Raw genomic sequence first — 12067 nt, forward strand, 5'->3', positions numbered from 1 at the left:
CGGATACCGGTGTTGTATCCGGACGAAACCGCAACGCCGCCGGTCGTCGTCCGGGCCCGCCGCAGGCCGGCCAGTTCTTATGAAACAGGCCCTAGCGTCCCGTGCTGGGGTCCGGCACGGTCACCCGCGCCGGGGTCCGTGCCCCGAAGACGGTGGCGACCAGATCGCTCACCGCGTGCACCCCCACATCGATCCCCTTGCCGGGTGGCAGTTGGTACATGACGGCGACGACGTAGCGCTGGTCGTCGCCGGCGAACCCCACGGTGTTGGTGACCCAGTGCTCCCCGCCCGGGTCCGGCTCGATCGACCAGCCGTCCTTGGTGCCGGGGTGCTTGTCGCTGCCGGCCGCCCAGACACCCCAACGCTGGATCGAGCCGACCGAACGCATCGCGCCGACGATGTAGGCCCGGTCGGTCGGGTCGAGGTCGTCCAGCACGTACGACATCAACCGCTGCAGATCCTCAGCCGTGCACTTGAGGTGACCCCAGAAGCGCGCGTAGCCGGCGACGGTGGTCAGCCCGGTCATGCCGTAGCGCTGCTGAAAGCGTTTGAGCTGTCCGTCCCGGCCGTAGCGGTTCCACAGAGCGGTGGCCGCGTCGTCGGAGGAGAAGTTCAGCATGTCGGCGATCTGTCGACGGGCGGCGCTGTCGAGCGTGATCTCCCCCGCCCGTGAGCGCTCCAGCAGCCCGACGACCATCGCGAGTTTGATGGTGGAGGCCGTCCAGATCGGATGATCGGTGGTCCCCGCCCGCCAGGAAGTGCCGGTGCGCCGGTCCCGTACCAGGATTCCGAGCACCCCCGGCTTGCTCTTCAGGAGGGTGGCCGCCGCCGCGAAACGGCGGCGTTGGGCCTCGTCCGCGCTGCCCGTGCCGGGTTGCCGGCCCCCGGCCGGGCCGAGCCCACTCGTCGACCGCGGCTCGGCGGTCCCCGGAGCCGACGACGAGTCGCGCGAAGCGGGCGAGCCGGTCGGATCGGGCGAACAGCCGGCCAGCACGAGCACCGCCACCAGGGCCGCGAGGAGCCGCGTCGACCGCAGGGCTCGTCGTGGCGGCGCAGGTCGCCGCGGCCGGGCGACCCGGCGGCCACCGCCATTGAACAACTGGGCGCTTGTCACGGCGGCCGATCATAGCCGCGTCGCACGTCAGACGGGGTGACCCGCGGAGCGCCTGAATTGCGATCGGCCCCCACGGCCTCGGCAACGGCTGTGGGGGCCGATCAGCGACGAGTGCGCGTGGCTCGCACAATCGAGGGGTGCGGACCGGTCGGGCCGGACGTCGACCGCGCCACCCGAAGACGGGCCGGCGCCACGGCCTGGCGGCCAGTAACCGCAGTCGTACGCTAGCGAATCGACGCAACTCGACGCAAGAGTCTCCACAGCGGACGCCTTCGGACGCCGCCCGCACGGGTTCGGCGATTGGCCGGCGGTGAGGCAGTTTCGACATGGTGAACGACGGATGGCACGCTGTCCGCCGTGAGTTTCGATCTGAGTGTGTGGGCCCTGGAGGACGGGGCGACGCCCGAGGACGTGCGGGCAGCGGTCGAGGGTTGCCGGCAGGGGCGGCACGTGGACCGATACCCGGACCCGCGCGTCGTCGGCTTCTACCGGGCGATCACCGCGTCCTATCCGGACCGTCACCCCGGCCCGGACAGCCCGTGGGCGGTCGCGCCGCTGCACGCCGCCCACGATCACGTCGAGCTGAACCTGCACCCGACCTGCCCGGACCAGGTGCTGCTCGACATCGAGCGGCTGGCCGGCGAGCACGGGCTGATGCTCTTCGACGCCCAGGACGGTTCGGTCTACCCGCCCCCGGTCCGGTTGCCGAACTGACCGTTCCCGGGGCGGAACACCTCCCGGCGTACGACGAAGGGGCCCGGCGCTGTCGCCGGGCCCCCCGTGGTGCTGTCGTCCGCGCCGCCACCTGTCGCGTGGCGGCCGCTAACTACTCGTCGCGCAGGTCGGCCGCGCTGGCGGCGGTCGCGCCGATCGAGTCGGCCGCCGAGGTCAGCAGATCGGCGCCGAGCGCCTGGTCGACGGTGAGGGTCATCAGCGTCTCGCCGCCCGCCTCGCGCCGGGCCACCTGCATCGCGGCGATGTTGATGCCCGACTCGCCGAGCAGCGTACCGACGGTGCCGACGACGCCCGGGCGGTCCGCGTACCGCAGGAACAGCAGGATGCCCTCCGCGGCGATCTCCACGTCGAAGCCGTCCACTTCGGTCAGCCGCGGGACGTCGCGGCTGCCCGCGTGGGTGACCGTCCCGGAGACGCTCACCGCCCGGCCATCCGGCAGGGCACCGCGCACCGTGACCAGGAGAGGCTGGTCGGCGGTCTCGGCCTGACTGTCCAGAGTGACCTCGACGCCGCGCTCGGCGGCCAGGTGCGGGGCGTTGACGTAGGTGACCTGGTCCTCGACCACCGAGCTGAACAGGCCCTTCGTCGCGGCCAGCTTGAGCACCGACACGTCGTGGCCGACGACCTCACCGCGAACCTCGACGGTGACGTTGGCCGCGACCCCACCGGCGACGGCGGTGAAGGCCCGGCCCAGCTTCTCGGCCAGCGGCAGCAGCGGGCGGACGTCCTCGGCGACCACGCCGCCGGCCTGGACGTTGACGGCGTCCGGCACGAACTCGCCCTGCAGCGCCAGCTTCACGCTCTTGGCAACCGCCAGACCGGCCTTGTCCTGCGCCTCGTGGGTCGAGGCGCCCAGGTGCGGGGTGGCCACCACGTTGTCGAAGGCGAACAGCGGCGAGGAGGTGCAGGGCTCCTTGGAGTACACGTCGACGCCGGCGCCGGCGACCCGCCCCTCGGCGATGGCGTCGGCGAGCGCCTGCTCGTCGACCAGGCCACCGCGGGCGGCGTTCACGATGCGGACGCTGGGCTTGACGAGCGCCAGCTCCTTCTCGCCGATCAGGCCGACCGTCTCCGGGGTCTTCGGCAGGTGGATCGAGATGAAGTCGCTCTCGCGCAGCAGCTCCTCCAGCCCGACCAGCCGTACGCCGAGCTGCGCCGCCCGAGCCGGCTGGATGTACGGGTCGTACGCGATCAGTCGGGTGCCGAACGCGGCGATGCGCTGCGCGAAGAGCACCCCGATGCGGCCGAGCCCGACCACACCGACGGTCTTGCCCTGCACCTCGACGCCCGTGTACTTGGACCGCTTCCACTCGCCCGCCTTGAGCGCCGCGCTGGCGCTGGCGGTGTTGCGGGCGACGGCGAGCAGCAGTGCGACGGCCTGCTCGGCGGCGGAGACGATGTTCGAGGTGGGTGCGTTGACGACCATCACGCCCCGCGCGGTGGCCGCCGGCACCTCGACGTTGTCGAGCCCGACGCCCGCGCGGGCGACCACCTTGAGCCGCGGTGCGGCGGCGACCGCCTCGGCGTCGATCTGGGTCGCGCTGCGCACGATGACGGCGTCGGCCTCGGAGAGCGCCGAGAGCAGGGCCGGACGGTCGGTGCCGTCGACGTGACGGACGTCGAAGTCGTGGGCGAGCACCTCGATGGCGGCGGGGGCGAGTTCTTCGGCGATCAGTACGACAGGATTCATCGGTCCTCGTAGAGGTCGTGTTTGCGATCGGCGCGGGTGGCGGGGCGCCGCACTGCACCCCGTGCTGATCCGTGCCGTGGCCGTCAGGTGCCGGCTCAGCGCACCTACCCGCGATCGTAGGGGCCGCGCTGGCCGGCGTGTTCCGGTCTGCGGGGTGAGTGCCCTCACACGCCCGGACAAGCGACCGACATCAACCGTTCACCACCCCGAAACCCCACCCACCCCGCCCCCCTACACCCCTCCGTCCCCGCGATCTTGCACTTTCTGCGGCGACCTACGGGGCCAACCCCCACAAATCGCCATCCGAAAGTGCAAGATCGACGAGGGCTCGGAGCGAGCCCCGGGCGCGCGCTGGGGAGAGCGCGGCCCGGGGCTGGGTGATCCGTTTTTCGGGGTGGCGTCAGGCGGTTTCGGTGATCGGGCGGTCGACCCAGCTCATCATGCCGCGCAGCTTCCTACCGGTCTCCTCGATCGGGTGCGCCGCGCCCTCGGCCTGCCACTTGGTGAAGTTGGGGCGGCCGGCCTCGTCCTCGGCGACCCACTCACGGGCGAACTCGCCGGACTGGATCTCGCCCAGGATCTTGCGCATCTCATCCTTGACGCGGGAGTCGATGATGCGCGAGCCCCGGGAGAGGTCGCCGTACTCGGCGGTGTCGGAGATGCTGTACCGCATCTTCGCGATGCCGCCCTCGTACATCAGGTCGACGATCAGCTTCAGCTCGTGCAGGCACTCGAAGTAGGCGACCTCCGGGGCGTAACCCGCCTCGGTGAGCACCTCGAAACCGGTCTGCACCAGCGCCGAGGCACCGCCGCAGAGCACCGCCTGCTCGCCGAAGAGGTCGGTCTCGGTCTCCTCGGTGAAGGTGGTCTTGATCGCGCCGGCCCGGGTGCCGCCGATCCCCTTGGCGTACGCGAGGGCGAGGGCGAACGCGGTGCCGGTGGCGTCCTGCTCGACGGCGACCAGACAGGGCACACCCTTGCCGTCGACGTACTGGCGACGCACCAGGTGGCCGGGGCCCTTGGGGGCGACCATGGCCACGTCCACCTCGGCCGGCGGCTTGATCAGGCCGTACCGGATGTTGAAACCGTGGCCGAAGAAGATCGCCTTGCCGGGGGCCAGGTGCGGCTCGATCGACTCGGCATAGATCTTGCGCTGGGCGGTGTCCGGCGCAAGCACCATGATCACGTCCGCCTCGGCCGAGGCCGCCGCCGGCGTGAGCACCCGAAGGCCCTGCTCCTCGGCCTTGGGACGGCTCTTCGAGCCCTCCGGCAGACCGATCACCACGTCGACGCCGGAGTCACGCAGCGACAGCGCGTGGGCGTGCCCCTGGCTGCCGTAGCCGATCACCGCGACCTTCTTGGCCTGGATCAGGCCGAGGTCGGCATCGTCGTCGTAGTACACCTCAACGCTCATGAGAACTTCCCTTTCGTACGACGGCCTGAGTGCCCGTCGTGGTCTTTGCGGATGGGTCAGGCGGCCCGCAGCGCGGGACCGGCGGTGATCGAACGCGAGCCGCGCCCGATGGCCACCAGCCCGGACTGGACCATTTCCTTGATGCCGAAGGGCTCGAGGTCGCGCAGCAGCGCGTCGAGCTTGTCCGGCGTGCCGGTGGCCTCGATGGTCAGCGTGTCCGGTGCGACGTCCACCACCCGGGCCCGGAACAGGTTGACGGTCTCGAGCACCTGGGACCGGGCGGCCCGGTCGGCGCGGACCTTCACCAGCAGCAACTCCCGGGCGACCGAGACCTGCGGATCCAACTCAACGATCTTGAGTACGTTGACCAGCTTGTTGAGCTGCTTGGTGACCTGCTCCAGCGGGGACGAGTCCGCGTTCACCACGATGGTGATCCGGGAGACGTCCGGGTTCTCGGTCTCGCCGACGGCGAGGCTGTCGATGTTGAAACCGCGGCGGGAGAACAGGCCGGACACCCGGGCGAGGACGCCCGGCTTGTTCTCCACGAGCACGGACAGAGTGTGCATGGTCATGCCACGACCTCGCTTCGCTCGGTCGGGGCATCGGCCTTGATGATTCGTGCGCTTCGCTCACTCATGGTCAGATGTCATCCTCGTCGAAGACCGGGCGGACGCCGCGGGCGAACATGATCTCGTCGTTACTGGTGCCGGCAGCGACCATCGGCCAGACCATGGCGTCCTTGCCGACCACGAAGTCGATCACCACCGGGACGTCGTTGATCTCCATGGCGGCGGCGATGGTCTTGTCCACGTCCTCGGCGGTCTCGCAGCGCAGCCCGACGCAGCCCAGCGCCTCGGCGAGCTTGACGAAGTCGGGGATCCGGTGCTTGTGCGTGCCCAGCTCGGTGTTGGAGTAGCGCTCGTTGTAGAAGAGCGTCTGCCACTGCCGGACCATGCCGAGGTTGCCGTTGTTGATGACGGCGATCTTGACCGGGATGCCCTCCAGCGCGCAGGTCGCCAACTCCTGGTTGGTCATCTGGAAGCAACCGTCACCGTCGATCGCCCACACCACCGCGTCCGGCTTGCCGACCTTCGCGCCCATGGCCGCCGGCACCGCGTAGCCCATGGTGCCGAGGCCGCCGGAGTTCAACCAGGTGTACGGCTTCTCGTAGGAGATGAACTGGGACGCCCACATCTGGTGCTGCCCCACCCCGGCCACGAAGATCGTGTCGGGGCCGACGATCTCTCCCAACCGCTTGATCACGTACTGCGGGGAGAGCGTGCCGTCGGACGGCTCGTCGTAGCCCAGCGGATAACGGTTACGCAGGTCGTCGAGCTGGGTCCACCAATCCTTCAGGTCGGTGACCCGCCCCGCCGCACGCTCGACGGTGACCGCCGCGATCAGCTCGTCGATGACGTGCTTGGCGTCACCGACGATCGGGACGTCCGCGTGCCGGTTCTTGCCGATCTCGGCGGGGTCGATGTCGGCGTGCACCACCGCCGCGTCCGGCGCGAACGAGTCGAGCTTGCCGGTGACCCGGTCGTCGAACCGCGCGCCCAGCGCGACGATCAGATCGGCCTTCTGGAGGCCGTACACGGCGGCGACGGTGCCGTGCATGCCGGGCATGCCCAGGTGCTGCGGGTGCGAGTCGGGGAACGCGCCGAGCGCCATCAGCGTGGTGATGACCGGGATGCCGGTCAGGTCGGCGAGCCGACGCAGCCCCTCGGTGGCGCCGGCCTTGAGCACCCCGCCGCCCACGTAGAGCACCGGCCGCCGGGCACCGGCCAGCAACCGGGCCGCCTCGCGGATCTGCTTGCCGTGCGGGTGCAGGGTGGGCCGGTAGCCGGGCAGGTCCAGCGTGGGCGGCCAGGTGAAGGTGGTCGACGCCTGGAGCACGTCCTTGGGGATGTCGACCAGCACCGGGCCGGGCCGGCCGGTGCTGGCCAGGTGGAACGCCTCGGCCAGCACCTGCGGGATCTCCTCGGCGGTCTGCACGAGGAAGTTGTGCTTGGTGATCGGCAGCGTGATGCCCTGGATGTCCGCCTCCTGGAAGGCGTCGGTGCCGATCGACGGGCGAGCCACCTGCCCGGTGATCGCCACCATCGCGACCGAGTCCATGTACGCGTCGGCGATCGGCGTCACCAGGTTGGTCGCGCCCGGGCCGGAGGTGGCGATGCAGACGCCGACCTTGCCGGTGGCCTGCGCGTACCCGGTCGCCGCGTGACCGGCGCCCTGCTCGTGGCGGACCAGGATGTGCCGGACGGTGGAGTCGTAGAGCGGGTCGTACGCCGGCAGGATCGCGCCGCCCGGGATGCCGAAGACGACGTCGACGTCGAGCGCCTCGAGGGACCGCACCAGCGAGCCGGCACCGGAGACCTCTGCCGGGGCGGATGTCCGTACGGCCGGGACTGCCGGCGTGGCCGCGGCGCGGGTGGCGGGGTCGGCGGCGCCGGCCGGGTCGGCGGTCGCGCGGGCCCGCCGGGCGGTGTGGGCGAGGGTCTCGGGCGTTGGTCTCGTCATGGTGGTTCTGGCCTTCGGCTGGAGTGGCTGGGGCTTGTTCAGCGATGCGACGTGGGCGTGGGGCCCGTCGCGACAGGTTCCGACGGCAATAAAAACGGCCCTCGTGCAGATGCACGGGGCCAGCGCACTCTCGACGGAGGAGAGTGCGCTCAGATAAGTACTCGCAGCGACCGGTACGACGACATGCGGCTAAGCCTGACGCATCTCACGCGATGAGTCAACTGATCCCACATGTTGGTTAACGGACGGCGGCGCGTCGGCCGACGCCGCGCCGCCGCCAGGGGGCATGACCTGCCCGGACCCGCCGGGTGCGCGGCGCTGGACGGGCACCGGACCGGGCCGCGCGCCCGGCGAGGTGGCCGCCTCCAGCATCGCCTCCAGGTGCTCCGCGGGCACCCCCCAGCCGAACAGCGCTCCCTGACCGAACCGGCAGCCCGCGGCGACCACCGCGGCCAGCTCCGTCGGCGTGGTGACGCCCTCGGCGATGACCTCCATGCCCAGCTGGTGGCCCAGCCGCATGACGATGTCGACCATGGGCGCGAACGCCGGACCGTCCTTGCCCACCGGGCGGACCGGCTCGTGCTCGGCCACCAGGCTGTGGTCGATCTTCAGGATGTCGATGGGGAGCCGGCGTAGCTGCCCCAGGGACGAGTACCCGGCGCCGAAGTCGTCCAGTGCGATCCGTACGCCGGTCAGCCGCAGCGCGGTCAACCGCCGGATCAGCTCGTCCAGATCGGTGGCGACCGCGTGCTCGGTGACCTCCAGCACCAACCGCTGCGGCGGTACGTGGTGGGCGCGCAGGGCCTCGGCGACCTGGACCACGTACTCCGGGGCGTGCAGCTCGCGCGGCGAGACGTTCACCGAGACCCAGACGTCGTGCCCGTCGGCCAGCCAGCGGGAGAGCTGGTAGCAGGCCTGGTGCAGCACCCAGGCGCCGAGTGTGGAGATCATCCCGCACTCCTCGGCGAGGGGGATGAACTCGTCCGGGCGGACGTTGCCCAGCTCGGGGTGGTGCCAGCGGAGCAACGCCTCGGCGCCGACCGGCCGGACCGACGGCAGCGACGCCACCGGCTGGAAGGCGAGCCGCAGCTCGTCGCGGTCGATAGCGCCCCGCAACTCGTGCTCCACGGTGGTGCGGCGGCGCAACAACTGGTCGTACGCCGCGTCGTAGCGCTCGATCCGGTTCTTGCCGCGTTGCTTGGCGTAGCGCAGCGCCAGGTCGGCGTGGCGCAGCAGCAACTCCACGTCCGGCTCGGCGGCCCACCCGGCCACGCCGATGCTCACGGAGAGGAAGACCGGGCCCTCCGGCTGGTCGTACGGGCGGTTCAGCACCCCGAGCAGCCGCTCGGCCACCCGGTCCGCCTCGGCGGGGCGGGCCGGCATGAGCACGGCGAACTCGTCGCCGCCGAGCCGGGCCGCCACGTCGCCCGGACGCAGGTTGCCGCGCAGCCGACGGCCCACCTCGGCCAGCACCGCGTCACCCACGTCGTGGCCGCGCATGTCGTTGACGTTCTTGAAGCCGTCCAGGTCCAGACCGAGCAGGACGCACGGCGTGCCCGCCGCCGCGCCGTCGTGCAGCGCCCGCAGCAGCCCGCGCCGGTTGGCCAGCGACGTCAACGGGTCGGTGTGCGCCAGCTCACGGAAGTGCGCCTCCCGCTCGACCAGGCGGCCGGCGTAGTCCCGGACGTCCTTGAGGGTGAGGTACTGCCGCGCCACCAGGGCGAAGCCCTCCACGCTGCCGGCGAGGATGCCCGGCGCGGTGAAGCGGCCGTCCTGGAGCAGGTGGTACATCGCCGAGGCCGCCATCGCCAGCATCGGGGCGAGGGCGTACTCACCGTCCCGACCGATGAGGTCCAGCGCGACCTCCCCCGGCTGATCGGCCCGGCGCACCTCGAGCGCGACGGCCAGCAGGCCGGCCGACAGCAGCGCCGCGCCGGCGAGCGCCATGGTCGGCCCGGACTGGCAGAGCCCCGCGCTGAGGCCCAGCCCGCCGCAGCTCACCGCGGTGATGCCGGTCGCGAGCACGGCCAGCCGGCGACGCGGCGCGGCGGCCCGAAAGACGACGATCACGGCGAGGCCGGCCCCGAGCGCGGCGCTCACCGTCGTCACCAGGATCGCCGGGCAGGCCATCGGAGTGGCGGCGCCGAGCAGCCGGGTCGGCTCGGAGAAGAGCACCCAGCCGACGAACCACAGCGCCGCCGCCACGGTGACGCCGTCCAGCGCGAGCCGGGCGGTCCCCGCGGCGGTGGCCGCGACGCCCGGCAGCCGGAGCAGACCGGCCGCGAAGGCCAGCCCGGCCAGCGCCGTACCGATCGCCGTGGCGGTGGCCCATCCGGTCCGCTGGCCCTGCTCGTGTGCCCAGTGGTCGCTCGCCGAGAGCACCGCCACCACCCCGGCCAGCAGGCTGACCAGGGTAACCCCGGCGGCGCCCGCGAGCAGCACGTGCGCCGGTCGGCGCGGCCCGGTCCGCTGCCCGACGACCATGGTGAGCAGCGCGGTGGCCACGGCCGCGACCAGCCCGCTCAGCGCCGCGACGGCGACCATGCCCGGGGGGAGATGCACGACAACAAGAGTGCCGGATGAGCGCACGTCGCGGGAGACCGGATGTGCATCTGTTGGGACACGGGCCCTCTACCGCGGGGTCCCGCGCGGCGGCGGTGTCATGCTGGTACGCATGCCTGAGCTGCGATCGAGGACGTCCACACACGGTCGGACGATGGCCGGCGCCCGGGCCCTCTGGCGGGCCACCGGGATGACCGACGACGATTTCGGCAAGCCGATCGTCGCCATCGCCAACAGTTTCACCCAGTTCGTGCCGGGTCACGTACACCTCAAGGACATGGGCGGCCTGGTCGCCGACGCGGTGGCCGAGGCCGGCGGCGTCGGCCGGGAGTTCAACACGATCGCGGTCGACGACGGCATCGCGATGGGCCACGGCGGCATGCTCTACTCCCTGCCCAGCCGCGAGTTGATCGCCGACGCGGTGGAGTACATGGTCAACGCGCACTGCGCGGACGCCCTGGTCTGCATCTCGAACTGCGACAAGATCACTCCCGGCATGCTGCTGGCCGCGCTGCGCCTCAACATCCCGACCGTCTTCGTCTCCGGCGGCCCGATGGAGGCCGGCAAGACGGCGGCGATCGAGGGCATCGTGCACAGCAAGATCGACCTGATCGACGCGATGATCGCGTCCTCGAACGAGGCGGTCACCGACGCGCAGCTCGGCGAGATCGAGCGCTCCGCCTGCCCGACCTGCGGCTCCTGCTCCGGCATGTTCACCGCCAACTCGATGAACTGCCTCACCGAGGCCATCGGGCTCGCGCTCCCCGGCAACGGTTCGACCCTCGCCACCCACGCCGCGCGCCGGTCGCTGTTCGTCGAGGCCGGCCGGACCGTCGTCGACATCGCCAAGCGGTGGTACGACGGCGACGACGAGTCGGTGCTCCCCCGCACCGTCGCGTCCAAGGCCGCCTTCGAGAACGCCGTCGCCCTCGACGTGGCCATGGGCGGCTCCACCAACACGGTGCTGCACCTGCTCGCCGCCGCCCGCGAGGCGGAACTCAACTTCGGCGTCGCCGACATCGACGCCATCTCCCGGCGGGTGCCCTGCCTGGCGAAGGTGGCTCCGAACTCCCCGAAGTACCACATGGAGGACGTGCACCGCGCCGGTGGCATCCCGGCGATCCTCGGTGAGCTGGACCGGGGCGGGCAGCTCAACCGGGACGTGCACGCCGTGCACTCCCCCTCGCTGGCCCAGTGGCTGACCGACTGGGACGTGCGCGGTGGCTCGCCGACGCCGGAGGCGGTCGAGCTGTTCCACGCCGCGCCGGGCGGGGTGCGTACCGTGGAGCCCTTCTCCACCACCAACCGCTGGTCGTCACTCGACACCGACGCCGCCGAGGGCTGCATCCGCGACCGCGAGCACGCGTACTCCGCCGACGGCGGCCTGGCTATCCTGCACGGCAACCTGGCCCCGGAGGGCTGCGTCGTGAAGACCGCCGGCGTGCCGGACGACTGCCTGACGTTCCGCGGCCCGGCGAAGGTATACGAGTCGCAGGACGACGCCGTCACCGCGATCCTCGCCAAGGAGGTCGTCGCCGGGGACGTCGTGGTGATCCGCTACGAGGGCCCCAAGGGCGGCCCGGGCATGCAGGAGATGCTCTACCCCACCTCGTTCCTCAAGGGTCGCGGGTTGGGCCGGTCCTGCGCGCTGCTCACCGACGGCCGCTTCTCCGGCGGCACGTCCGGCCTCTCCATCGGGCACGCCTCCCCCGAGGCCGCGTCCGGCGGGCTGATCGCCCTGGTCCGTGAGGGCGACGAGATCGTCATCGACATCCCGGCCCGGTCGATCGAGCTGAACGTGCCGGAGGACGAGCTGGAGGCACGACGGGTGGCCGAGGAGAAGCGCGACCGGCCGTACACCCCGACCGATCGCCAGCGTCCGGTGTCGGCGGCGCTGCGCGCGTACGCCTCGATGGCCACCTCGGCCAGCGACGGCGCCTACCGCCGCGTCCCCGAGTAAGCCGCGCGGCGGCTCGGCGGCTCGGCTGCTTGATCAACTCGACTTCGCCGATGTCGCGGTATCCCTGTCGAC

Annotated in this window: 8 protein-coding genes; 2 read left to right on the forward strand and 6 right to left on the reverse strand. The window is 71.6% G+C overall.

The window, feature by feature from the left end:
* Nucleotides 1-91 precede the first annotated feature (91 nt).
* Complete coding sequence (locus AB0I89_RS17620; protein ID WP_357127350.1) at nucleotides 92-1114, reverse strand: hypothetical protein; 1023 nt, start codon at nucleotides 1112-1114, stop codon at nucleotides 92-94.
* Nucleotides 1115-1471: 357 nt separating this feature from the next.
* Between AB0I89_RS17620 and AB0I89_RS17625 the strand changes: the two genes are divergently transcribed.
* A complete protein-coding gene (locus tag AB0I89_RS17625) occupies nucleotides 1472-1828 on the forward strand; it encodes a hypothetical protein (RefSeq protein WP_357127353.1) in 357 nt (118 codons plus the stop codon).
* A 112-nt stretch (nucleotides 1829-1940) separates the two neighbouring features.
* Here the strand turns inward: AB0I89_RS17625 and serA are convergent, their stop codons facing one another.
* From serA to AB0I89_RS17650, 5 genes are all read right to left on the reverse strand, one after another.
* A complete protein-coding gene (gene serA, locus AB0I89_RS17630) occupies nucleotides 1941-3539 on the reverse strand; it encodes a phosphoglycerate dehydrogenase (RefSeq protein WP_357127356.1) in 1599 nt (532 codons plus the stop codon).
* Nucleotides 3540-3939: 400 nt separating this feature from the next.
* Nucleotides 3940-4953, reverse strand: coding sequence for a ketol-acid reductoisomerase (ilvC, locus tag AB0I89_RS17635; protein WP_357127359.1), 1014 nt, complete (start codon nucleotides 4951-4953; stop codon nucleotides 3940-3942).
* A 56-nt stretch (nucleotides 4954-5009) separates the two neighbouring features.
* Entirely contained in the window at nucleotides 5010-5525 is a 516-nt protein-coding gene (ilvN, locus tag AB0I89_RS17640) for an acetolactate synthase small subunit (RefSeq protein WP_355052170.1), read from the reverse strand.
* A 67-nt stretch (nucleotides 5526-5592) separates the two neighbouring features.
* Nucleotides 5593-7473: an acetolactate synthase large subunit gene (locus tag AB0I89_RS17645; protein ID WP_357127363.1), complete on the reverse strand. Its 1881-nt coding sequence runs from the start codon at nucleotides 7471-7473 to the stop codon at nucleotides 5593-5595.
* Nucleotides 7474-7662: 189 nt separating this feature from the next.
* Nucleotides 7663-10035, reverse strand: a complete 2373-nt coding sequence (locus tag AB0I89_RS17650) for an EAL domain-containing protein (protein ID WP_357127366.1) — start codon at nucleotides 10033-10035, stop codon at nucleotides 7663-7665.
* 112 nt (nucleotides 10036-10147) lie between these two features.
* On the opposite strand from AB0I89_RS17650, the gene ilvD reads away from it, so the two are divergent.
* On the forward strand, nucleotides 10148-11995 hold the full coding sequence (ilvD, locus tag AB0I89_RS17655; RefSeq protein WP_357127369.1) for a dihydroxy-acid dehydratase: 1848 nt from the start codon (nucleotides 10148-10150) through the stop codon (nucleotides 11993-11995).
* Nucleotides 11996-12067 lie beyond the last annotated feature (72 nt).

It is taken from the genome of Micromonospora sp. NPDC049801 (assembly GCF_040656575.1).
Taxonomy (GTDB): Bacteria; Actinomycetota; Actinomycetes; order Mycobacteriales; family Micromonosporaceae; genus Micromonospora.